Origin of the sequence: Actinoalloteichus fjordicus (genome assembly GCF_001941625.1) — a bacterium.
Lineage (GTDB): Bacteria > Actinomycetota > Actinomycetes > Mycobacteriales > Pseudonocardiaceae > Actinoalloteichus_A > Actinoalloteichus_A fjordicus.
The window spans coordinates 5,210,130-5,231,012 of the sequence record NZ_CP016076.1; the positions used below are offsets into that span (position 1 = coordinate 5,210,130).

At 68.9% G+C, this 20,883-nt stretch carries 25 protein-coding genes and 4 tRNA genes; 12 read left to right on the forward strand and 17 right to left on the reverse strand.

Translation table 11 applies throughout. From position 1 onward, the window contains the following. Positions 1-291: 291 nt before the first annotated feature. Together UA74_RS21975 and UA74_RS21980 are read left to right on the forward strand one after the other, a co-directional pair. Positions 292-678, forward strand: coding sequence for a hypothetical protein (locus tag UA74_RS21975; RefSeq protein WP_075744093.1), 387 nt, complete (start codon positions 292-294; stop codon positions 676-678). Positions 679-850: 172 nt separating this feature from the next. Continuing rightward, complete coding sequence (locus tag UA74_RS21980) at positions 851-1,801, forward strand: hypothetical protein (protein WP_157442309.1); 951 nt, start codon at positions 851-853, stop codon at positions 1,799-1,801. A gap of 425 nt (positions 1,802-2,226) precedes the next feature. Here the strand turns inward: UA74_RS21980 and UA74_RS21990 are convergent, their stop codons facing one another. The 5 genes from UA74_RS21990 to UA74_RS22015 all read right to left on the reverse strand — a co-directional run bounded on the left by UA74_RS21990 (position 2,227) and on the right by UA74_RS22015 (position 7,682). Continuing rightward, positions 2,227-2,826: a TetR-like C-terminal domain-containing protein gene (locus UA74_RS21990; RefSeq protein ID WP_075741940.1), complete on the reverse strand. Its 600-nt coding sequence runs from the start codon at positions 2,824-2,826 to the stop codon at positions 2,227-2,229. Positions 2,827-2,919: 93 nt separating this feature from the next. Continuing rightward, positions 2,920-4,386, reverse strand: coding sequence for a hypothetical protein (locus tag UA74_RS21995; RefSeq protein ID WP_075741941.1), 1,467 nt, complete (start codon positions 4,384-4,386; stop codon positions 2,920-2,922). 177 nt (positions 4,387-4,563) lie between these two features. After that, a complete protein-coding gene (locus UA74_RS22000; protein WP_075744094.1) occupies positions 4,564-5,361 on the reverse strand; it encodes an ArsR/SmtB family transcription factor in 798 nt (265 codons plus the stop codon). A gap of 338 nt (positions 5,362-5,699) precedes the next feature. Then, positions 5,700-6,032 carry a plasmid stabilization protein gene (locus UA74_RS22005; RefSeq protein WP_157434372.1) on the reverse strand — a complete coding sequence of 111 codons (333 nt, stop codon included), beginning with the start codon at positions 6,030-6,032 and terminating at the stop codon, positions 5,700-5,702. 426 nt (positions 6,033-6,458) lie between these two features. Next, positions 6,459-7,682: an FAD-dependent monooxygenase gene (locus UA74_RS22015; RefSeq protein WP_075741944.1), complete on the reverse strand. Its 1,224-nt coding sequence runs from the start codon at positions 7,680-7,682 to the stop codon at positions 6,459-6,461. A gap of 441 nt (positions 7,683-8,123) precedes the next feature. Here UA74_RS22015 and UA74_RS22020 point away from each other — a divergent pair, with 441 nt between their 5' ends. Then, positions 8,124-8,801, forward strand: coding sequence for a TetR/AcrR family transcriptional regulator (locus UA74_RS22020; RefSeq protein WP_232237367.1), 678 nt, complete (start codon positions 8,124-8,126; stop codon positions 8,799-8,801). Between the two features lie 383 nt (positions 8,802-9,184). Here UA74_RS22020 and UA74_RS22030 read toward each other — a convergent pair whose 3' ends face one another. Beyond that, the gene (locus tag UA74_RS22030) at positions 9,185-9,784 is read right to left on the reverse strand and encodes a TetR/AcrR family transcriptional regulator (RefSeq protein WP_075741947.1); all 600 of its coding nucleotides are present in this window, start codon (positions 9,782-9,784) and stop codon (positions 9,185-9,187) included. An 88-nt stretch (positions 9,785-9,872) separates the two neighbouring features. On the opposite strand from UA74_RS22030, the gene UA74_RS22035 reads away from it, so the two are divergent. Beyond that, entirely contained in the window at positions 9,873-10,559 is a 687-nt protein-coding gene (locus tag UA74_RS22035; RefSeq protein ID WP_075765344.1) for a nitroreductase, read from the forward strand. Between the two features lie 91 nt (positions 10,560-10,650). Here UA74_RS22035 and UA74_RS22040 read toward each other — a convergent pair whose 3' ends face one another. The 4 genes from UA74_RS22040 to UA74_RS22055 form a co-directional block, all read right to left on the reverse strand. Then, complete coding sequence (locus tag UA74_RS22040) at positions 10,651-10,875, reverse strand: hypothetical protein (RefSeq protein ID WP_157442310.1); 225 nt, start codon at positions 10,873-10,875, stop codon at positions 10,651-10,653. A 288-nt stretch (positions 10,876-11,163) separates the two neighbouring features. Further along, positions 11,164-11,235 (reverse strand) — tRNA-Val (locus UA74_RS22045). A 94-nt stretch (positions 11,236-11,329) separates the two neighbouring features. Further along, a complete protein-coding gene (locus tag UA74_RS22050) occupies positions 11,330-12,253 on the reverse strand; it encodes an anti-sigma factor domain-containing protein (RefSeq protein ID WP_075765348.1) in 924 nt (307 codons plus the stop codon). Beyond that, positions 12,250-12,924, reverse strand: coding sequence for an RNA polymerase sigma factor (locus tag UA74_RS22055; RefSeq protein ID WP_075765350.1), 675 nt, complete (start codon positions 12,922-12,924; stop codon positions 12,250-12,252). The genes UA74_RS22050 and UA74_RS22055 overlap by 4 nt, the downstream gene beginning before the upstream one ends. A gap of 273 nt (positions 12,925-13,197) precedes the next feature. Between UA74_RS22055 and UA74_RS22060 the strand changes: the two genes are divergently transcribed. From UA74_RS22060 to UA74_RS22075, 4 genes are all read left to right on the forward strand, one after another. Continuing rightward, positions 13,198-13,623 (forward strand): SsgA family sporulation/cell division regulator, encoded by a 426-nt coding sequence (locus UA74_RS22060; RefSeq protein ID WP_075741952.1) that lies wholly within the window; start codon positions 13,198-13,200, stop codon positions 13,621-13,623. Between the two features lie 136 nt (positions 13,624-13,759). Beyond that, positions 13,760-13,831: transfer RNA gene (locus tag UA74_RS22065), tRNA-Gly, on the forward strand. A 55-nt stretch (positions 13,832-13,886) separates the two neighbouring features. Further along, a tRNA-Cys gene (locus tag UA74_RS22070) sits at positions 13,887-13,958 on the forward strand. Position 13,959: 1 nt separating this feature from the next. Further along, a tRNA-Val gene (locus tag UA74_RS22075) sits at positions 13,960-14,034 on the forward strand. Between the two features lie 36 nt (positions 14,035-14,070). Here the strand turns inward: UA74_RS22075 and UA74_RS22080 are convergent. The 3 genes from UA74_RS22080 to UA74_RS22090 all read right to left on the reverse strand — a co-directional run bounded on the left by UA74_RS22080 (position 14,071) and on the right by UA74_RS22090 (position 15,791). Then, the gene (locus UA74_RS22080; RefSeq protein ID WP_232237368.1) at positions 14,071-14,556 is read right to left on the reverse strand and encodes a tyrosine-type recombinase/integrase; all 486 of its coding nucleotides are present in this window, start codon (positions 14,554-14,556) and stop codon (positions 14,071-14,073) included. 192 nt (positions 14,557-14,748) lie between these two features. Next, positions 14,749-15,099, reverse strand: a complete 351-nt coding sequence (locus UA74_RS22085) for a hypothetical protein (RefSeq protein ID WP_157434373.1) — start codon at positions 15,097-15,099, stop codon at positions 14,749-14,751. 92 nt (positions 15,100-15,191) lie between these two features. Continuing rightward, complete coding sequence (locus UA74_RS22090) at positions 15,192-15,791, reverse strand: TetR family transcriptional regulator (RefSeq protein WP_075765354.1); 600 nt, start codon at positions 15,789-15,791, stop codon at positions 15,192-15,194. A 96-nt stretch (positions 15,792-15,887) separates the two neighbouring features. On the opposite strand from UA74_RS22090, the gene UA74_RS22095 reads away from it, so the two are divergent. The 3 genes from UA74_RS22095 (at position 15,888) to UA74_RS22100 (ending at position 17,845) form a co-directional block, all read left to right on the forward strand. Then, on the forward strand, positions 15,888-16,613 hold the full coding sequence (locus tag UA74_RS22095; RefSeq protein WP_075741956.1) for an SDR family oxidoreductase: 726 nt from the start codon (positions 15,888-15,890) through the stop codon (positions 16,611-16,613). Between the two features lie 62 nt (positions 16,614-16,675). Continuing rightward, a complete protein-coding gene (locus tag UA74_RS34055; protein ID WP_257787484.1) occupies positions 16,676-16,801 on the forward strand; it encodes a hypothetical protein in 126 nt (41 codons plus the stop codon). 390 nt (positions 16,802-17,191) lie between these two features. Then, positions 17,192-17,845, forward strand: coding sequence for a hypothetical protein (locus UA74_RS22100; protein WP_075741957.1), 654 nt, complete (start codon positions 17,192-17,194; stop codon positions 17,843-17,845). A 79-nt stretch (positions 17,846-17,924) separates the two neighbouring features. Here the strand turns inward: UA74_RS22100 and UA74_RS22105 are convergent, their stop codons facing one another. The 4 genes from UA74_RS22105 to UA74_RS22120 all read right to left on the reverse strand — a co-directional run bounded on the left by UA74_RS22105 (position 17,925) and on the right by UA74_RS22120 (position 20,390). Continuing rightward, complete coding sequence (locus UA74_RS22105; protein WP_075766286.1) at positions 17,925-18,611, reverse strand: GOLPH3/VPS74 family protein; 687 nt, start codon at positions 18,609-18,611, stop codon at positions 17,925-17,927. A gap of 305 nt (positions 18,612-18,916) precedes the next feature. Further along, positions 18,917-19,444 (reverse strand): hypothetical protein, encoded by a 528-nt coding sequence (locus tag UA74_RS33065; protein ID WP_198042816.1) that lies wholly within the window; start codon positions 19,442-19,444, stop codon positions 18,917-18,919. After that, positions 19,393-19,842 (reverse strand): hypothetical protein, encoded by a 450-nt coding sequence (locus tag UA74_RS34330; protein ID WP_404799999.1) that lies wholly within the window; start codon positions 19,840-19,842, stop codon positions 19,393-19,395. The genes UA74_RS33065 and UA74_RS34330 overlap by 52 nt, the downstream gene beginning before the upstream one ends. A gap of 134 nt (positions 19,843-19,976) precedes the next feature. Continuing rightward, positions 19,977-20,390, reverse strand: a complete 414-nt coding sequence (locus UA74_RS22120; protein ID WP_075765356.1) for an NUDIX hydrolase — start codon at positions 20,388-20,390, stop codon at positions 19,977-19,979. Positions 20,391-20,523: 133 nt separating this feature from the next. On the opposite strand from UA74_RS22120, the gene UA74_RS22125 reads away from it, so the two are divergent. Continuing rightward, positions 20,524-20,874 carry a TauD/TfdA family dioxygenase gene (locus UA74_RS22125; RefSeq protein WP_075741961.1) on the forward strand — a complete coding sequence of 117 codons (351 nt, stop codon included), beginning with the start codon at positions 20,524-20,526 and terminating at the stop codon, positions 20,872-20,874. Positions 20,875-20,883: the final 9 nt, after the last annotated feature.

The window sequence follows — 20,883 nt, forward strand, 5'->3', positions numbered from 1 at the left end:
GGTCCGGATTCAGCAGGCAGGCAGGCAGGCAGGCAGGCAGGCAGAGGTGAGACTTTCACGCGCCGCGGGTCCGGTGCGTGCCTTCGTGGCCAACGCGACAGCCCTCGACCGCGTCAGCGGCCTCGCCTGCCTGCGAGTGGGAGCGGCCGAGCGTCTCGATCCGACCCGTCCTGGGCAGCCGAGGCATGACGGCGGCCGTCGCCGAGTCCCGTCGACGGTGACGACGCTGCTACGTTGAGTGCAGAGACGATCACCGACGCTCAGAGATCGACGTTCGGGAGGAGCACGACGATGGTGGACTCGGTTCTGGTGGCGATCGCCGCAGCGGTGGCGCGGCAGGCCTCCGGTCTCCTCGCATCCGGAGCACGCAGCGCCGTGGCCGCGTTGGCGAAGACCATCGGAGATCGCTTCGCCGACGATCCGCAGGCGACGGCGGCGTTGACGGCGGCCGCCGACGACCCGCAGGACGACCAGCGCGTCGAGCGACTCGCGGAGACGATCGACCGGGCCGCCCAAGAGGACGCCGCCTTCGCTCGGCGCGTGCAGACGCTCTGGGAGGCCGCCCGCACCGAGGGCACCGCGACCGGCGGCGGGGTCGTCAACCAGATCTCGGGTCGGGTGCAGGGCAACGTCGTGCAGGCTCGCGACATCCAGGGCGGCATCACCTTCGGCGGCTGAGCCGCGCGGTGCGTTCCGCGGCTGAGCCGCGCGATACCGCCGCCGGCCGAGCCGCGCCATACCTCCAGTGGCCGAGCCGCGCCGCCGGCAGGCGAGCCGCATCCTGCATTCCGCCGCCGTGCCGCCGCACACCTTCGGCCGGCGCCGGGTCGTCGACGGCCATACTGACGGGATGAGCGCCGTGCCGCCGCCGTCCGAGGAGTCGCTGCTGGGACACGTCTTCCTGGTGCCGCACCGGGACGACGAGCGCACCCAGCACGCGGGGACGCGGACGGTGCTGGCCGCGCTGGGCGAGGCCTCCCCCGCACCCACCGTGGTGGCCGCCTACACGGCCCTGCTCCGGCCGTACTACCACTCGCTGTGGTGTCCACGGGCGATCCTGACCGCGCTGGATCGCAACTCGGAGCAGCGTCCGTATCCGATGGGCGCGGGCGCCGCCGCCGATCGGCTGGCCGAACAGGATCGTCGAGAACGCCATGCGGGCCAGGGTTCGTCTCGTGGCAGGCAGGCCGACGATCGCAGGCTCACCCCGTTGGAACGGGTCGTCCGCTCTCGGCTGGGCGACTGGAATCGGTCCCGCCCGCCGATGGAGGGCTTCCGCTCCATCGAGGAGTTGGCCGAGGCCCTGCACCGGCGAGCCCGCAACGAGCATCAGGCCGTGGGCCCCGTCGCGGCGCCGGGCACCCGAGCCAGAGCCGCCGCCAGATTCCGCAGGCCCACCAGGGCTGATGCGGTGCGTCGGGTCCGCGAATCGCAGGACAAGATCCGCAAGGCCCTCGACAGCCTCGGCCCCGCCTACCTCCCGCCGCCGTCCGCCATGTCACCACCCGAGGCGACTCGCCGGGCCTGGGAGACGACGCAGGAGGATCGCACCAGCTACTACCTCGATCAGGAGGTCTCCGCCGCCGAGCTTCCCGCCGTGCGCGCGCTGCGCAGTCACCGCGCCAGGCCCGACGGGGAGGCGCTGGACGAGGCCGCCCTCGCCGAGCTGACCGAAACCGCCCGCCAGGAACTGCTGCGTCACTTTCGGCGGCGACGGCGATCCTCGCGTTTCCGGGTGTCGATGGACGCGATCGGCGGCTATCTCGATGCGCTCGGCGACGACGATCCGCAGCGCCGTTGAGCCGCTCGGCGGTCCTGGAGACGTGCGCCGAACCCGGGACCGTCCGCCCTCCAGGTCAGAGTGGACAGCCGGACGATTCCGGCGGCGTCCGGGACGAGTGATCGGGCGCCGTCGCCGCCGTCACGACCCGCCATGCCCGCCCGCTGCGGCTACGGCATCGCCCTGCCCGGCCTGGCGGCGAAGGGGGTCGCCGTCGCCTCGCCCCACCGCGAACGGCTCCGGTCCGTCGCCCGGTCCCGTCGCCCGGTCCCGTCGCCGCCCCGGCTACCCGCCCTCGGTCAGGACGCATCCCGACCAGCCGATCATCGCGCCGGATGCCTGCCGCGCTCGGGCACCGAGACGGCCGGGTGCGTCTGGTCGCCGTCCCGGCGCAGGCAGTGCCTCCTCGCCTGCGATCCGACAGGCAGCGGCCGCCGCAAGCCCGATCACGACCTGTTCCCGGCAGGCGGATGACCGACCGCGGGCAGCACCGCCTCGTCGACGATGCGCGCCAACATCGCCTCGTCCGGCGGGCTGCCTGCATCGGCGAGGTGCTTCAGGACCAGCGCCTCGCCGATGTCGGTGACCACGTCGGTGATCCGGGCCGGGTCGAGGTGCCCGTGCTCCGCGTAGTGCACCAGCACGGTGCGGGTGAACCGCCCGCCCTTCTGGTCGAACACCCGCTCGTACAGCGCCCGAGCCAGCTCCGGGTGGCGGCCCCGCTCGACGACGATCGACTCCACGGCCCGCGCGGTGGGGGTGGCGAGCCACTCGACGAGGAACCCCAGTGCTCGGATCAGATCGCCGCGCAGGTCGTCAAGGCCGGGTGACACCGTCTCCTGTGGATAGCTGTGCTCCAGCGCCTCCAGCAGAATCTCGGTCGGGCTGGACCAGCGACGATGCAGCGAGGTACGGGCGGTGCCCGACCGCTGGGCGATGCCCGCCATGCTCATCCGGCCGATCCCGACCTCGCTGAGCTCCGCCAGGACGGCGGCGCGGATGGCGGCCAGCATGTCCTCCTGGCTGCGACGGGCCCTGGCACTCATCGTCACGTGCTCCTCACCGGTCGGGGTACCTGCTCAACCTAGGAGGGCGGCCCGACGCCGAGACAGGCGGCACACGCGGCCGACGTGCCGACGTCAGGCCAGGGCGACCACGGCCGTGGCACAGGGCCCGAGCACCACCACAGAACCCTCGGTCACGGAGGTCCTGGCCGGTCCGTCTCCCGTGCCGGTGTCCACGACGGTCACCCGCTCCGGGCGTCCCGCGTCGGCGAGGTCCACCGTGACGGACTCGGTCGAACGGTTGACCAGCAGGATGCGGCGGCCGCTCCCGGTCTGGAAGCCCTGAGCGTGCACGGGCGGCTCGGGTGCCAGCTCGCTGCCCGCGCTCGTCGTCACGAGCCGGTCGCCGGGACCGAACTGATCCAGGAGCAGTTGGAGAACCCGATAACGCGCGTTGGGTTCGCCGGTCTTCCAGTCGACGAGGCTGACGCCGGGGATCACCGTCGGGTAGCCGAGGAACTCCGCGGCGCCCACCAGTTCGATGCCCAGGTCCGCCAGCCGGGACCACAGATAGGCGATCACCGCCCCGCCGAGAGCCCAGTACTCCTCGGGGATGTCGGGCTCGGCGGCCATCACGTCGGGGGCGAAGCTGCCGATCTCATTGATGTGCGTCTCGGTGTGCGGGCTCAGCCTGCGCTTGATCGACTCCACGAGTTCGACCTTGTCCAGGAACCCGTCGGCCTGGGCGAAGAAGGTCGCGGGCCAGGTGTCGAACGGAGCGTTGCCCTCGGTGCCGACGGCGTTGCCCAGGGCGGGAGAGGCATAGAAGTGGTGGGAGACGGCGTCCACCGAGATGCCGGGCGCGTGATTCGCCGGGTCCAGGAAGTGCCAGAAGTAGTCGGCGTTGCGGGTGATCGGGCTCAGCGACAGGCCAACGAAACGCATGTCCGGGTCGAGCCCGCGCAGGCGCTGCACGACGAGGTCGTAGAGGCGGGTGTAGGCGGCGGGCTCCCAGGCGTGGCCCACGTCCGGCTCGCATAACACCTCCCAGTAGGCGAACCGGTAGTCGTGGTCGGAGACGTGACGGCGGCCGCGTTCGTCGGTGAAGCCGCCGTCGATGTACCACCTGGCGATCCGCTCGAAGTAGTCGGCGATCTCAGTCAGGGACTCGTCCCTCGGCGGGCCGCCCTGCTCGTAGTCCCAGATCGTGGCGTCCGGATCGGTGCCCAGCTCCGGTGCGGAGTCCTGGAACATCCAGCTCGGGATCGCCGCCAGATTCGCCACCACGGGCCTGCCTTCTGCGGCGGTCATGAAGTCGGCCAGCAGGGGATCGAGGTGGGCGAAGTCCCAGGACGTGCCGGTCTCGGTCGGTGCATGCAGCGCGGGCACGCCGAGGTGCGGATGGGTCCAGAACGACAGGAACCGGGCCTTGTCCGCTCGAAGGTCCCGCAGCGCCGCGAAGGCACGTTCGCTGATCGGCGAGCTGCGGCGCAGGGGCGGCGCGGCCCAGGCATGCGTGGTCAACGTGGTGCGCGAGACCCGCGTGACGTCATCCCAGTCGACGCGCACCGGGATCGGGGGCAGGGCGTTGTTCGCAGACATGTGTCCGTCCTCAGGTCAAGGAGTGTCCGATATGGACGGACGCCACAATAGCTACACCATCGTAGCTACACAAGTGTAGCTACGATGGTGTGCGCCTAGCCCTCTCGCGCGCAGTGCAACCCGCAACGGACGTCGGTCCACCGCGCCGACCGGGCCACGAGCCCGAAACAGGCCCGCTCAGTCGCTCGACGCAGGCAGGACCTCGCCGGTCTCCAACAGGGTCTTGAGGCTGGACAACAGCTCCGGCCAGGACTCGGCGTAGACCGCGAGCTTCTCGCTGCCCGACTCGAAACCGTCGTGGATCAGCGTGAGCCGTACCGTCGGTCCGGCCGCCTCGATCAGGAAGGTCGTCCTGGTCTGCGGCTCCTTCAGCGCGTCGGCACGCTGCCGCTCGTCCCAGCCGAGCTGATCGAGATGCTCCGGCGGCGGCGTCCCGTCGGTGTAGGACAGTCGATGATGGGGCTCGGACTCCAGGACCACCGCGCCGAGATCGCGGAACTCCTCGCCTGGCACGATCTGCACCTTGACGGGCGATCCCACCCGCCAGTCCGATTCGTAGGCGACACCCCAGTAGCGACGGGTGAACTCCGGCTCGGTCAACGCCTGCCAGAGTCGTTCCGGCGTGGTCTGGACGTAGATGGTGTAGACGAACTCCGTCGCGCCCATCGGCGGCCGCTCCAATGCTGTCGTGAGATCCGCGAGCGCCTGGAGCCGCCCGTGGTCGTACTGACTGATCCAGCGCCGGGTGACGGCGTTGATCGGCGCGGCGTTGAGGTAGTGCAGCTTCTCCCTGCCTCGCCACAACGTGGTCACCAGGCCTGCGGCGGCCAGGACCTCGAGATGCCTGCTGACGGACTGCCTGGTCATGGTCAATCCGACGCACAGCGCACTGAGGCTCAGTCCGCCGCGCTCGTTCAGGCTGTCCAGGAGCCGACGGCGACTGGGATCGGCCAGCGCCTTGAACACCTCGTCCACGTCCGCCCCGCCCGCTTCATGCAGCCTTCTGACTGCATGAAGATAGGCAGCCGAAAGGCTGCATGTCAACGGAAGGCGGAGTCGAGCGAGGCGACAGGCGAATCCCGGCTCGCGTTCGGCGGGCCTCGACGACCGCCACATCGAGCGCACCGCCGTACGGGAGCGGACGACGAAATCCGGGATGCCTGCGAAAGACGTCGAATCGACGAGTGTCTCGAGCGGCCACGCCTGCCCGGCCCCGCCAGGGACGGCGACGCCGCCGTCGTCTCCGTCGCGGCGGGCAGGCTTGTCGACGGCATGTCTCGTCCCGGCCCGACCGTGCCGGGCCGGGGACGTCGTCACCGTCCCAGGGCTCTGCCGAGTTCCGCCTTGCTCATCGTCGAGCGGCCCCGGATGCCGCGCCTCCTGGCGTCGTTGTACAGCTGAGCCTTGGTGGGCCCGCCCGGCCCCAGCCTCTTCCCGGATCGCTGACCGCCGCGCTTCTGCGGCGACATGTCCTGCACCGAGGTCTTGCTCCTGGTGCGCGACTCGCCGGAGCGGGCCCGGTTCTTGTTGACCGTCCGCGCCGCGATCTCCTCGGCGCGGCCCTCTCCCGTGCCGCGCTCCCGCTGCGAGTCCTTGATGTGGCGATACTGACGTTCCCGCCGGTCGTTCCACGACTGCTGAGGCACGATGATCATCCTTTCGCTGGATGGACGACATCCGTGGCGGTGACGGATTCGCGACAGACGTCGCTACGCCGCCGGGATGCGGACCGCACGGTGCCGACGCCGACGCCGAGACCGGCGGCGGTGTCGTGGTGGCGTGCCCGATCGATCAGGTGTCGGCGAGTCCCGCGATGGACCACGCCCGTCAGCCTCCTTCGACAGGCGGGCACGGCGACCGCCATCGGCATCGTCGTCCCTGTTCACCGCGTATGACGGCATCACTCGCGCACCTCCGCGTCCTGCCCATCGCGTTCCCTGCGGCCTCTTCGGTGAAACGTGCGCATCGGGACGGCCGGAATCATCCTGCCGCCGGATGCCCGTCGACCGACGCCGGTTCGGCTCTAGACCGAGGACGGCCGTTCCGTGGCCGGGGAGAGCCTGCCGTGCCGCTTAATAGTCCGGGAGCGCAATGGGCGCGGTGGCCGTGAGCCAGCGGGGCTGGAGGTTGAGCCGCAGCCCCAGATCCACCGCCGGAAGCAGCATGCGCAACGACTGCTCACGCAGCCAGACGCCTGCCCGTCCTGCGCGGGGTGCCGCCATCGCGATGTCCAGTTCCCCGAGCTCCTGGCTGCCGACCACGAACTCGCGCATTCTCCGTTCGTAGGCGGCGAAGGCCACGTCGTGGTCTCCGCGCGCTGCCTTGAGCTCGCCTGCCAGCACATAGGCGCCCGCCAGCGCCAAGGTGGCCCCCTGCCCGGACATCGGGTCGGGGCAGTGCGCGGCGTCCCCCGCCAGCGCGACCCGGCCGTCCCGCCAGGACTCCATCCGGACCTGCACGCACGGCATCAGGCGGAAGTCCTCGGACGAGCGCATTGCCCGCAGCAGGCTCGGCACCAGCCACTCGTCGCAGGCGAAGACACGGTCGACCTGCGCCCACTGCTCCTCGCGACTCAGGTCGGGGCTCACCGCCGACTCGGCGCGGCGGATGAGGAACAGCCCCTCCAGTTCCGTGTTCCCTGGGAAGGTGGTGATGGCCGCACCCCGATAAGGCCAGGCGTGGAAGCGGGAGACATTCCGCCAACCCAAATGATTGTCCATCGTGAAATAGGCCTGATCCGCCCCGAGATAGTGCAGGAACCGGTCATGCTCGCCGAACACCAGTCTCCGCACCTGGGAGTAGAGCCCGTCGGCACCGATCACCAGATCCACGTGTCGGGTTTCGCCGCTGTCCAGATCGACCTCCACCCCGGCGGGTCGCTGGCGGATCGCGGTGATCGAATCGGCGAAGAGGTAGGGAATCCGGTCACGGACTTCTTCGTACAGAATCTCGCCGAGCCGAGTCCGACTGACGGCCAGCCGATCACTGCGGGGAGACTGGTCGGCCGCGCCCACGCCGACAGCCGGGACACGCACCGGTCGATCGGTCGCACCGACGTACATGGTGGCCTGCGGCTGCGGTCCACCTGCCGCACGTACCCGGTCCAGCAGGCCCATCCGGCGCAGGACGTGCTGGCCTGCCTCGGACAGCTCGATCCGCTGCCCCCCAGAGCGCGGGCGCGGAGCTCGCTCCACGATGGTCGGCTCGAAGCCGTACCGCCGCAGCCAGAAGGCCAGGGCAGGACCGGCCACACCGCCACCGGAGATGAGCACACTGGTCGGGTGTCGGTCGGTCATGGGTCGCCCTCGCGCTCTCGTATGTCGTACGACGGTTTCCCGCACCCTATCCGGCAGAGAACCCCTACTCGCAATTCTTTCGCACTACCAGTGCAATTACGTCACTCGCCACACGGACTGCGCTTTATTTCATCACGAATCAATGGTCATGATAGGATTTCATGACCAGGCGGCAAGCGTGACGAAATGATGCGAGGCGACGCGATGGCGGCATGCGTCCAGTGCGGACAACGGTTTACGCCCGCAGCTCGCGGGCGGCGGCGACACTACTGCTCTCGATCCTGTCAGGCCCGGGCCTACCGAACCCGCGTCAGGACCCGTGCCGAGCCGACCGCGGACCAGGTCGATGCGGAAGGCACGCGGGGAACGGCGGCCCGCACCACGTCTCACACTGAACAGGCGCATCCCGACGGCGGCCTGTCGACACCCCGCATCGTCGCGGTGGCCGTGTGGATCGCCGACACTCACGGCCTGGATGCCCTGTCCATGCGACAGGTGGCGGCCGAGTTGGGCGTGGCGACCATGTCGCTCTATCACCACGTCCGGGGCAAGGACGAACTGGTCGAGCAGATGGTGGAGGCCGTGTTCCGCGAGGACGCCGACGCCGCGCATGGCGAGGGCAGCACGGTACGGCATGACGTCGATCCCTCCGGGGCAGACTGGCGCGACGAACTGGAAGCATGGACACGGCGGGAATGGAGGCTGCTGTCCCGCCATCGGTGGCTGCTGCGGGTCATCACCGACTTCCCACCGCTGCTCCCGCCCGGCCTGCTCGCCGACGTCGAACGCGTCCTCGCGGCGTTGGTCGACGCCGGGTTGGACCCGATCACCGCACACCAGGCCTTCCAGAGCGCCAGCGGGCTCGTCGAAGGTCTTGCCCTGCTCCAGGCAGGCACCGACAGGGCGGACCGCCGTGGTCTGACCCATCGATGGCGGACCACGGAGGTTCCGGCGATCCTGGAGCGGACCGGCGCGAAGAACTACCCGCTGCAGGCAGGCCTGATCACGTCACTCGATGCCGCACTGGATGTGGACCGGATGCTGGAGTTCGGCCTCGCCCGCCTCCTCGACGGCATCGCCCACCACCTGACCAGCAGGGCCGCCGAGGGAATCGGCTGATCACCTGTAGACGATTCGACCCCGGCAGCCAGGTGTGTGCACGCTCAGACGGGCGGGCGCAGGCAGCCCGGTGAGCACGAGGTCGTGCCGGATCTCCGCGATCGCACGACACTGCCGCACCGCCGAGCCGGGACGCCGTTCACGCTGGACTGCCACGCGCTCCGCGCAGAGCAAACCCGGCCCCTGCCTGCGCTCACGGAGTACCCGGGAAACGTCGCACCCGTTCCTCCGGACCGGTTGAACGCCCTTCGTCGTGATCGCCCTGCCGGCCGCCGCCTCGGCAGCGGCCGTTCTGGCGACCGCGCCCACGACTACTACCCCAGCACGATCGAGACCAGCGGGCCGGCGAAGCCTCGGCCAGCTGGGCACCGGCTGACGTCGCGTCACGGCCGGTCGCGCGGGAGCCTGCGTGGTGCGTGCTCGAGGAGGGTCTCGGCGGCCGCGCAGGCATGGCGGCCGTAATCGGGGTCGCCGAGCACCATCGCACGGCTCGCGACGCCGTCGGCGAGCGTGGCGAGCTGCTCGGCGAGCAGTTCCGGCTCGTCGATGCCGAGTTCGTCCACCAGATCCGTCACCAGCGCCAGCATGACGAGCTTCTGCTCGCGGGCGAGGGCGCGCACGCGACCGGCGGGGTCGGGGTGCTCGACCGCCGCGTGGATGAAGGGGCATCCCCGGACGGTTCCATCCGGCCAGGGCTGCGCGACGAACATCGCAAGGAGCCGGTCACGGGGCGGGACATCGGCTCGCCGCAAGGTCTCCAGCAGCGTGTACCCGGACCGCAGGAGGTGGTCCAGTTGCGCCAGGACGAGGTCCTCCTTGGTGGGGAAGTGCGCGTAGAGGGTCCGCTTCGAGACCGGAGCCTTCGCGGCGACGTCCTCCATCGTGGTCGCGGTGATGCCGCGCGTCGCGAACAGGACGCTCGCAGCGGCGAGCACGCGTTCCCGGCCGCCCCGCCCTGCTCGCCGCACGGGTTCGTCACTCATGAACCCAACGATACGACAGCGTTTACATAGGACGGTCAGTCCACTATGGTCACTTAGGTAAACGATACCGTGTACCTAAGGAGAAGGTGTGACAACGGTGACGAGTGGGCTCCCCGATGCGGCCGAGCAGCTCATCCGGGGTCGGCGCGCGACCAGGGCGTTCCTGCCCGACCCTGTTCCGGACGAGACGATCGAGGCCGTCTTCGCCCTCGCCGGAGCAGCGCCGTCGAACTCCAACGCGCAGCCCTGGCAGGTCGAGGTGGTCAGCGGCGGCGCACGAGACGACCTCGCCGAGGCGCTCATGTCCGCCGATCGGGCAGGCAGGCGGACGGTCGACTTCCCCTACAGCGAGGACATCTACTCCTCGGTGCACCACCGCCGACGGGCGGCGTTCGGTGCGGCGGTGTACAGCGCGCTCGGGATCGGCCGCGACACCCATGATCTGCGGGCCGCCTACGACGCCCAGAGTCTTCGCTTCTACGACGCTCCCCACGTCGCGCTGCTGTACGCGCCGGAGTCAGGCGACGCGCGACTGACCGCCGATGTCGGCATGTACGCGCAGACGCTGCTGCTGGCCATGACCGCATACGGGGTGTCCAGTTGTCCCCAGGCACTGCTGAGCTTCTACGCCGACACGGTGCGTGAGACGCTCGGCGTCACTGGCGGGAAGCTGCTGTTCGGCGTCTCGTTCGGCTACGCCGATCCCGCCGCTGCGATCAACGCGGTCACTGTCGGCCGCGAGTCCCTCGAGGAGACGACGCGCTTCCATCACTGACCGGATGTCCTGAGGCTGCCGCAGGGAGACCGTCCCCGGCCACTGCCCCGGAGCCGCTCGCCTGACAGCCCCGGATTCCCTCCGGATCCGCTCAGGATCGCACCGCTACGCCTGCTTCATTCTCGTCACCGTCGAGCCGGATCCCGGCAGGTTCACGCAAGAGCCCGCCGATCCTGATGAACAGGTCGCCGGATTCCACGCGAGGTTCCGGCGGGAACGATCCGTCAGCAATACCGAGCCGAACGACCGGAATCGCGACGCGTCCTTCGCTCATTGCCGTGCACATCAGCAGCAACCCTGCCAGTGCGGTGGTCACCGTGTCTCCACGGCAGAGACCCCGTCCCGAAGTGCTGCGACACCAATGGATCGGCGACAGGTTCGGCGGCGTCATGGGCGCCTGTTCTCAAGGGGCATCCGACCCGTGATCGACACCATGGTCACCGCGCTCGACACCCGCGGGCAGCACCATGGGGGCAGAACCCTCACTGACCACTTCGGCACCGCAGGCGTGGCTGGCACCCCTACTCCCATACTGCTCCCACCAGCGAGCAACGGCCCGCCGACAAGGATCGTCGACGGGCCGTTGACCAGGGAAGACATTCTGTGGGCGATACTGGGATCGAACCAGTGACCTCTTCGGTGTGAACGAAGCGCTCTCCCCCTGAGCTAATCGCCCTGGGCTTTCGGGGCGTCCCCCGGCAGCGAGGAAACCATACATCACCACGGGACAGAGGTCTCGCACCGGGGGGCGTTCTCCGCTTCCGCCCAGGTCAGCCGTTCATAGGACCGCTGGCGACGATGTCGCCCGACGGGGCGTCCGGCATGTCCCGCCCGGACTCCAACGAGATCGCGAACGCCGTCACGGAACCCATCTCCTCGGTCATGTCGTGCGACCACCGGAGCGTCTGCGCGGGCACCCGTTCCCGCTCGATCCCGACGTCGAAGCCCGCCATGGGGACCGGCTGGTCACCTTGCAGCGCCCAGAGCACGTACATCTGTTCGTCGTCGTCATTACGCGGCAGGCCCGTGGACACCACGGCGCCGTGCGCGCCCGTGGCGAACAGGACGGCCGCAGTCTGCTGACCGGGATCGTGCAACACGACCCGATGCATGTCGGGGTCCGCGGCCATGCGCAGCGCCGTCTCCATCGCCGCACTCTGCCGCGCCTGCACATCCTGCTGTCGAACCACCTCGACGAGCCGAATGCCCAGCCCGGCCGACACCGCCGCCAGCACCGCGACTGCGGTGGTGAGCAGGGCCATGACCACCCGCCCTCGCCGCCCCGGCCGTCGGGTTCCGCCGGGTCGCCTGGCTCGCTCGCCGGGACTGCCCGGCGGCCGAACCTCGGCCCCGGCCACCCTGCCCGCCCGATCCGAGGCGGCAGACTCCTCTGGTCGCCCGGCGGCAGGCGTGGCGACCACGGGAGCCTGCCCGCGTGGCTCGACCTCCTGTTCGACCTGCTCGATCTGCGCGAGCAGCCTGTCCCGCAGGCCGCTCGGCGGCTCGATCTGCGGCACTGCCGCGCCGAGCAGAGCGCCGATCTCCTCGGTCTCGGCGACGGTCTCGCGACACTCCGCGCAGGAGGGCAGATGCTCGGCGAACCTCGTGGCCTCGTCGGCTTCCAGCGAGGACAGCGCCCATCCGACCGCAGTCTCGTGCTGCGGACACTGCCCGTCCTGCTCCCGCTCGCTCACGTCCGTCCCCCCTTCCGGTTCCGTCGCGGAGCGTCGTCGTCGGTGCCCAACAGGGACGAGAGCATTCCGCGCAGTCTTCGCACCCCGGCGAAGGTGCGTGATTTCACCGTGCCCAGCGGCACGCCGGTCATCGCGGCCACCTCGCCCTGGGTGTAACCGCCGTAATAGGCGAGCGCGATCACCTGACGCTGCTCGTCGGGAAGACGACGCAACGCCTCCTGAACCTGGCCCCCGATGACCCGTCCCATCGCCTCCTGGTCGACGTCGGGCCCGGCGGCGGCCTCTTCTGCCACCGCGTCGCCTTCGGCAGCCGTACGGCGGCGTACGGCGCTCTCACGCCGCACCGCATCGACGGCGCGATGGTGAACCAGCGTCAGCAGCCAGGTCGAGAACGAGCCGCGATCGGCACGGAACCCCTGTGGCCTGCGCCACAGATTGAGAAACGCCTCCTGAACGACGTCCTCGGCGATCTCCGGATCCACGCACAGCCTGCGGGCCAGTGAGTAGGCGGGCCGGGAGTATCGGTCGAACAGCTCAGCGAACGCCTGGGCGTCACCTTGCGTGACCAGCTCCACCAGATCGGCATCAGTAGGTCGGCGCCGTGCCTGCGGCGCCGTCGTCGGCTCCTCCTCGGTCCGAGACCAGGAGGAAGATGTTGGTGGATCGGCCACTACGAGAGCCCTCACAACCCAGCGTTCGCACAACGGGTACGTTTCGGTTCATGTCCCGCCGACAGAGCGGACCGTGAAGAGTATCGCCCTCAGGTCGCCGCCCCACCCACCGGGAACGGACACGGAGCGCAGCGAGACGGTAGCCCAACGAATTAGTTCTGACCCGTATGGGTGATGTCTGGCCCAAAGGCAAGCATTCGAGGGTGCCTGGGCGTCACAACTGTTGTGGTCGAACGTTTCATGGCCAGTAGGGAGAAGGAAAGGGCGACGACAATGCGCAATGATCACGTAACACTCTGTTCACGAGCCGTGTTTGACCTCCTCGCTCCGAGGACACCTGCGGTGCCGGTCAACGTCGAGCTCAGGTACGACACCCGCGACCCCTACGCGGTCGTGGCCGCCTTCCAGACCGGACGAGGCGGCTCGGTGGAGTGGGTGTTCGCCCGCGATCTGCTGGCCGACGGCCTCATCGCGGAGGTCGGCGACGGCGACGTTCGCATCCGCCCCGCGGTCGACAACCCCGAGGTGGTCGTGGTCGAACTCAGTTCGCCCTCCGGACACGCGATGTTCGAGGCCTCCGCACAGGAACTCGCCGACTTCCTGGACCGGACCTACGACGTCGTCATGCCGGGCAACGAGAACCTGTGGGTCAACGTCGACGACGCGCTTGCTCGGCTCCTGCCGCACGACCGGTCCTGAGCTGCGAAGACGACGGGAGGCGCCGCGAAACGGGACCCCGATTTGATCCTGGAACGCGGCGTTGGGTAAGGTTCTGCCCAACAGCACGGCGGTGGTCGAAAAGCCGAAAGGCTCGGAGATCAAGCGCCTTGCTTCTGCGGACGTGGCGCAGTGGTAGCGCATCACCTTGCCAAGGTGAGGGTCGCGGGTTCGAATCCCGTCGTCCGCTCGACTCGGCCTTGACGAGGCCGACGTCTCAGGGTCAAGGCCTGGCTCTGGGATTCGGCGGAGTGGCCGAGTGGCTTAGGCAAGGGCCTGCAAAGCCCTGTACACGGGTTCGATTCCCGTCTCCGCCTCGGGCGATTAGCTCAGTGGGAGAGCGCTACCTTGACACGGTAGAGGTCACAGGTTCAATCCCTGTATCGCCCACCAGTTATATGCACTGGTCAGATGCCCCGTCGGTGTTCATCACCGGCGGGGTTTTCTGCGTTGGTGGGAGCATTGTGGGAGCAACTGATCATGGGGTGATTCTGCTCTCGGTATGTGTTCTGGGGAGTCGGTCTCGGTAGTGCTCACCGTGGAACGCTCCCACCGTCGCTGGAGTCCGTCGAGCATCCGGTCGATCATGCCCTGCGTCACATGCGAGTAGATGCCTGCGACGCCGCGCATGCGATGTCCGAGTCGCTTGTGTTGCAGAACCTCCGGGACGGTGTCCTCGATGAGCCACGTCTTGTGTGTGTGGCGTAGATCATGGAAGTGGAATCCGGGCAGCAGTGGCGCCCATCCCCGTCGAGGAAGCCCCGCCACGGCGGGGACCCAGAACCGGTCGCGGAAGTTCGACCGGCGCAGCAGACCCCCGTCGGCCCCGGTGAACACGTGCTCGTGGTCCTGTTCGGTTCGGTGGGCACGCAGGGAGTCACGCAGCACCGACGCGGGTGTCTTCGGCGGATCCAACTCCACATGACCGCCGATCTCGTGCAGGGCCTCGAAACGCGCGGCGATCCCCAGCTGCCATCTGGCAGGGGCAATCCTGCTGGCCTTACTGATCCTCGCTTCCGGTCTGGCGCTGGCCCGCCGTTGGCCAGGTCAGCACAACGTGCGGCAAGCAGTGTCTCGCCCTCGCACGTGGGCATCTCAAACACCTGATCACCGCTGGACGCTACGACAGGCGGCCTCGCAGGCGAGCGGTGCAAACTCGTCGTCATCACCACAGTCCCGCAGGCCAGTAGCGAGTTCGAGCGGTTCGTCGTCGCCTTCCTCGGCGACGCGAGCTTCATGCGCTACCTCGTCGACCTGCAAATCACCCAGGCGCGAGATCGGGCTAACCGCGAACCAGCCGACCGCTCCCTGGTTTTCGGGGCTGGATCCAAGCTTCGCCCAGATGCTCACCGACCGGGCCGTCCGCAGATCGATCTCTTCCAGCAGCGAATCCACCATCCGCACCGCGCCGGAAAATCCATGACAGCCTTGGCGTTTCGGCAGCGTCGTTCGGATCATGGCTACGGCCTGCGGGAGTGCCCCTGCCCGGTGACGATCTGGCTTGACTAGGTCGTCCGGTTTGACGAGAACCCTCCAGGTGCGGGCGGGGACTAGTGGTCCTCAGGCACGACCGTGGCGAGTCCGGCCGCAGGGGCCAGGCTGGCGGCGAGCTCGGTTGCAGCCTCGCGAACGCGCGCTGCGAAGTCCGCGGGTTCGGGCTCGTCTGTCCACCGCTCGAACGCGGTGCGGAAGACGGCGATGCCGACCTGTGCGAGCAGCGTCGCTCTCGACGTGGGGGTACCTCGTTCCCGCAGTGCTTCGGCCAGCGCGTCGGTCACGGCCGCCAGTTTGGTTCGCTCGCGTTCCTGCAGCTCGGGGCTGGACGCGATGACCGCGCGTCGTCGTGCGGCGTGCGGAACCAGGTCAGCGAACCATTCACCGATGTCAACCAGAGCGACGAGTAGAGCCTGGAAGGGCGGGAGCGCGGCGTCGGCGCGCCGGACGGCGCCGGACAGGACGCCAGGGATCTGCTCCGATCCGGCGAACAGCACGTCGCGTTTGTCGGTGAAGTAGCGGGAGAAAGTGCGCCGGGTCAGCCCGGCCCGCTCGGTGATCTGTTCGACGGTGACGTTCTCGTATCCGTGCTCGACGAACAGCTCCAGCGCGGCATCGCCAAGCCGCTCCTCAGCTCTCGGGTCCCACCGCGGCATGCCGCGATCATAGCAGTGATGTCTCATCGAGACATCACTGCTATGGTGATGTCTCACTGAGACATCGTAGCGGCACTACTCCCTGGAGGATGGTTCATGTCTCTGATTGACCAGCGCGTCGTCATCGTCGGTGGCAGTTCGGGCATGGGGCTGGCGACGGCCCACGCAGCGGCGGCGGCAGGTGCGTCCGTCACGATCGCATCGAGCAGGCGAGAGCGATTGGACGCGGCTCTGGCCGAACTACCGGACACCTGCGAAGGGTTCGTCACCGACACGCGCGTCGAGGCGGACGTCGCCGACCTGTTCGAACGGGCAGGCACACTGGACCATCTCGTGTACACGGCGGGTGACGCGCTGAATCAGCGGCCGTTGAAGGACCTCCCGCTCGATGAGGCCCGGCACCTGTTCGACGTCCGCTTCTGGGGCGTGATCGCCGCGGTCAAACACGCAGCGCCCCGCATCAGACCGGGCGGTTCGATCGTGCTGACGTCTGGGATCATCGGTGTCAGCCCGACGCCCGGCGCGGCGCTCGCGGCCGGCTCCGCCTGCGCCATCGAGGGCCTGGCCCGTGGCCTGGCCGTCGATCTGGCCCCGGTCCGCGTCAACACGGTTCGGCCGGGCTCGATCCGCACGCCGATGTGGGACGGCATTCCGCAGCCGCACCGTGACGCGATGGTCGCCGCATTCACGGAACGAACGCTGACCAAGTCGATCGGCACGGCAGATCAGATCGCTGCGACGAACCTGTACCTGATGGAGAACGGTTTCGTCACCGGCACCGTGCTCACCGTCGACGGGGGCCTCATCCTGAGCTCAGGCTGACCGAGCGTGCCGACGAGCCCGGCGTCACAAAAGTGATCTGTCCACGGCATTGACCCTCCCCGGTGGGGAGCACTGTCGGGGTGGCGGGCTACCACGTCGCGCCCGACGTCTCCCCGCCTCGTCCGGCGGGCGGGGTCCGGTCGGGGTTCGCGTTGGTCGGCATCGGTCTGACCGCGTCGGCAGCCTGATCCAACACTGGGGCGACCGACCGGCCGATCGACCGCCGTGATCGATCGACGAACAGCGGACGAGGCAGTTCGGTCGGCGGCCGGTGAGCCGCTCGCTCTCGGCCGCCTGTCTGTCGGACTCTTCAAGCAGCGCCGCTGCGGCCGCCGGGTCGTCGCGGAGTTCGGGAGGACGGCGAGCGTGACGCCGGACGAAGGGCGTCTGCCTCGCCGCGGCATCCGACTTCTTCACCGGACACCCGGCCCGAGGAAGTGGCGCGACTCATAGCACTGCGGGGTTGAGTGTGCCGCTACGGCAGGGGTTCTGCTGGTGGCAACTCGTTCACCGTGCTGAACCCGCTGGTCGGGAGGAACCATGATCTGTCGAGAGAGCTGTCTTCGTCGGGGTGCATCATGAGCGGCGGTTCCGGCTCGCCAGGAGCGGTCGGAGCAGGCACACCGGGAGAGCGACGACGACTTCGGCCGTTCCGGCGCCGAGAACTGCTCCACCGCTGGCTCTACACCCTCACCCACCACGGTCCGGACGGCCCCGGACACGTCTGGACCGTCGACGTCGACATGACCGACGAGGAATGGGCGGCCGAGCTGTACCTCGACGGCGAACGGCAGCAGCGAAGCGAGATGCCCGCCGCCTTCCCGGTTCCGGGCGGGACGATCGAGGTCAACGCCTCTCTCTACGGGATCACTCGGATGCATCTCGTTCACGAGGACGGCCGGGAAGAACGACTCGCCCCCGTACGGGGCACCGCAGAGGACCTGCGCGGCAGGCTGGCCCGTCGACATCCAGGGCTGAGCCGGTCGATCGGACGGCTGGCGATCGGCATCCTGATCGTCAACCTCCTCCTGGCCGTTCCGCAGGCACTGGAGATCGCCACCCGCATCCCCAGGATCGCCGAGAACCTGGGCACCTTCACCTCGCCGATCATGCTGCCTGCGTGGCTCAACATCACGCTGCTCGTCGCGGGAGTCCTCGCCGCAGTGGAACGGATTCTCACCCTGCGGCACCACCGCCTGCTCGACGTCGAGACGATCTGGTCTGGCTTCTGACGCCCGCTGTGTGCAGGTCGCGCCCGCCCCGTGGAGACGGTGCCCGGCACCGAACTCCCCGGGATCGGGCGAGCCTCGACTACGAGCTGGGCCCCGTGATCGTGGCGATGCTGACGGCGGCACTGCCCGCCGCGATCGCCGCGACGGTCCTGGCCACGGCGTCGTTCACCGCCCCGGCTGCCCAGCTGCCCTGCTCCAGTTCCTTCGCACGGTGGTAGGTCCTGCTCGACCACTTCGGCGCGGGGTCGAGAGTCGGCAGGGTCCCGCTCGCCGACAGCAGCGCGATCACGGCCCCGAGGTGCGGATCGGGGCTCCCGCCGTCCTCTAGTACCGCGCACACCTTCCGCCGCAGCTCGGCCTCGTATCCGTTGTCCTCGGCAGGCAGTCTCGTCGTGGGGAACAGTCCCAGCACCCGCCTGCGCTCCTGACGGAGGTGGCCACGCTCGAGGAGCCGCTCGATCACGGGCTGGTAGAGGCCGCTGCCGACGGCGTTGAGCAACGGCTGGACCCGCTGGGTCTTCTCGGCGATCTTGTCGTAGGCGGACTGCAGCAGGGGGTCCGCGAGCGGCCCGTCCCCGACGGTGGTGATCTTCGGACCGTTCAGGGCAGGTCCCTCGTCCGCCTCAATTCTGTCGAGCAGAGCCAGCTCGAGGAGCACCGCGCCGCCGAGGGTGTAGTAGAGAGTGCCTGCGCCTGCCGGGACCCCCGTCTTGTCGTCGAGCATGAGGAGCATCAGATCCTCGATGATCAGCATGTCGCTCTGCATCGTCGCTTCTTCCTCCCTGTCATCGCCGGTTCGGGCGGCGGAATTCGTCATCCATCGAAGTCGGGGTTGTCACCGGCCCGGCCCGGCGCATTCCGCACCCGTCGTGCGGAAGATCCCGAGTCGTGCGCCTCGCGCGGAAGGCGGTTCTCGCCACGAGAGACGGGGAGTCGGCCGCCAGTGTCCTTCCGGCCGCGCGGCATCGCCAGTGACACCACGTCATGACCTCACCTCGAGAAATGTCATGGTCAGGTGATGACGTGGTTCCACTGGCCGACGAGCAGGTCGGCTGGTGAGATCGACGCAGGTCAGGTCGACCGGATTCCTCGGCACCCCAGGAGATCGACCGGCGGTCGACCTGTCGGGCCCGGTGGATCGGTGGCCCGCGACAAGCGGGCGCTCACCAGGACGGCGCCCACCGTGACTCTCTCGATGACGGCCCATTGTGGCGCGACCGGCCCAGATACGGGTGGCGGCCCGACGGTCGCCAAGCGGACGGCGAGGTCGGTGCGACCCGTGGCGAGCAAGCCACGCAACTCGACCTCGCGGGTCGTGAACGGGTTGAACAGCATCGATTCGCCCGCATGGCGTTCAAGGAGCGGGCGGTGGTTGCGCAACGCCTCGTCGAACGCTGGTGTGGCACCTAGTTCGCCAGCCGCACGGGCCAGAAGGATCAAGGCCGCACCACGAGCGTCGGCCACAGCTGCAACGGTCGCGGCGTGCTGAAGGCGCACGACTGCGGCCTTCACGTGACCAGCCTTCCGCAGCTCGTTGCCGTGCCTCGTCAGGGCTTGGCCGAGCATGTCGGTATCGCCGATCCGCTCAGCGACACGCACACCTCCACCGGTCCACCGGGCGGCCGTGGACAGTCGCTCCTCGGGAAGGATCGTGCCGAGCGCGACGCCGAGTTCGACACGCGCGCGTCCGAAGAACACGGCCGTCGCCCGGTCGATCCTGCCCTCGGCTGCGCGGCTTCGAGTCTGGCGACAAGGGGCCACAGCTCGGCAGCGGCGTCAGCGGCGCGGCCTGCCTGGCGGGCGAGGGTAGCGAGTCGAAGAGTCGAGCCAGCGAACTGGAGCATCGCGGCGACGTCAGCATCATCGGACTCAGTGACGCCGAGAGCGTGGGCGGGTAGGCCGAGAACGCGGGCGATGTGGCGCCGGGATCGGACATCGGTGATGGCTCGGCGACCGGTCTCGATCATCGAAACGTAACTCTTGTCGTAGCCCAGCATCACCGCAGCCTGTTCCTGACTCAAGCCAGCTGCGCGGCGCCAGGCGCGGAGGATGGTCGGGAGGTCGCGGGTCGCCGCAGCGACGGCGTTGTCGCGTTCGGCCCAGAGCCAGGGGGCGGGACGCCGGACGAGGGTCACGACGTTGGGGTGTGGAGGCGCGCGGACCAAGTGGCGATCGACCGCTTATAGCCCTCTGGCATCCGAAGATCGGCGACCCCGGCAACTGGAATGAGCGCGATCTCCTTGTGTTCGTGGGAGAGCACGGGGGCTGCATCGGTGTCGGGATAGCACCCATAGGTCACGATGAGCACGGTCTTGCGCGCCACCGCGATGTGATAGGGCCAGGCGTCGAGGATCGGCCCCGTCGTGACCGGCCACGACGCCTCTTCGGCGATCTCTCGCGCCACGCATTCTTCCGGGGTCTCGCCGATTTCAAGGCGACCGCCGGGCAACTCCCATTCGTCGCGCTCGTTGCGCAACAGGAGTACGCGCCCCTCTCGGAGGACGACGCCCTTGATCGAAACGGGGTACATGCCGGGGATCGTCATCGAGTGTCTCCACAGTGGATAGCCGTATGCGGAACGTAGCAGGTAAGGGGCACCATGGCTGCGGATACAGGGATGACAGATTGTCAGTGGACATCCTCGGTGACCAGCGGTGAGCTGTGCTCGGAGGTACCAGATGAACACAATTAGTATCCCCCGCGTCAAGGCGGAAGACACCGACACCGTCGCGGCCTGCCTCGCCTCAGCCGGCGCCCTGCTTCTCACGGGACTGCACGACCGGCACACCGTTCTGTCGGCTGCCCGTTCCCTCGGCCGCATCGTGCCGCATCGCGACAGCGACGCCGACGGCATCACCGTGATCGCCGACCGGCCCATGATTGCGGGTGCGGGTCTCGCCGGGTTCAGCTCCGCCGCACTCGCCCCGCACACTGACCGGTCGGGTGTCGCCGTGCCGCCGCCGCTCCTCCTGCTCGCCTGCCGAACTCCCGCCGTTCGAGGCGGCGCGTGTGTGCTCGTCGACGGCTAGGCGGTGTAC

What these genes read in the sequence shown, in the direction of transcription:
- UA74_RS21975 (WP_075744093.1), top strand. Translation starts at nt 292, where the DNA reads ATGGTGGACTCGGTTCTGGTGGCGATCGCCGCAGCGGTGGCGCGGCAG.
- UA74_RS21980 (WP_157442309.1), top strand. Translation starts at nt 851, where the DNA reads ATGAGCGCCGTGCCGCCGCCGTCCGAGGAGTCGCTGCTGGGACACGTC.
- UA74_RS21990 (WP_075741940.1), bottom strand. Translation starts at nt 2,826, where the DNA reads ATGAGTGCCAGGGCCCGTCGCAGCCAGGAGGACATGCTGGCCGCCATC.
- UA74_RS21995 (WP_075741941.1), bottom strand. Translation starts at nt 4,386, where the DNA reads ATGTCTGCGAACAACGCCCTGCCCCCGATCCCGGTGCGCGTCGACTGG.
- UA74_RS22015 (WP_075741944.1), bottom strand. Translation starts at nt 7,682, where the DNA reads ATGACCGACCGACACCCGACCAGTGTGCTCATCTCCGGTGGCGGTGTG.
- UA74_RS22030 (WP_075741947.1), bottom strand. Translation starts at nt 9,784, where the DNA reads ATGAGTGACGAACCCGTGCGGCGAGCAGGGCGGGGCGGCCGGGAACGC.
- UA74_RS22060 (WP_075741952.1), top strand. Translation starts at nt 13,198, where the DNA reads ATGCGCAATGATCACGTAACACTCTGTTCACGAGCCGTGTTTGACCTC.
- UA74_RS22085 (WP_157434373.1), bottom strand. Translation starts at nt 15,099, where the DNA reads ATGATCCGAACGACGCTGCCGAAACGCCAAGGCTGTCATGGATTTTCC.
- UA74_RS22090 (WP_075765354.1), bottom strand. Translation starts at nt 15,791, where the DNA reads ATGCCGCGGTGGGACCCGAGAGCTGAGGAGCGGCTTGGCGATGCCGCG.
- UA74_RS22095 (WP_075741956.1), top strand. Translation starts at nt 15,888, where the DNA reads ATGTCTCTGATTGACCAGCGCGTCGTCATCGTCGGTGGCAGTTCGGGC.
- UA74_RS22100 (WP_075741957.1), top strand. Translation starts at nt 17,192, where the DNA reads ATGAGCGGCGGTTCCGGCTCGCCAGGAGCGGTCGGAGCAGGCACACCG.
- UA74_RS22105 (WP_075766286.1), bottom strand. Translation starts at nt 18,611, where the DNA reads ATGCAGAGCGACATGCTGATCATCGAGGATCTGATGCTCCTCATGCTC.
- UA74_RS34330 (WP_404799999.1), bottom strand. Translation starts at nt 19,842, where the DNA reads ATGCTGGGCTACGACAAGAGTTACGTTTCGATGATCGAGACCGGTCGC.
- UA74_RS22120 (WP_075765356.1), bottom strand. Translation starts at nt 20,390, where the DNA reads ATGACGATCCCCGGCATGTACCCCGTTTCGATCAAGGGCGTCGTCCTC.
- UA74_RS22125 (WP_075741961.1), top strand. Translation starts at nt 20,524, where the DNA reads ATGAACACAATTAGTATCCCCCGCGTCAAGGCGGAAGACACCGACACC.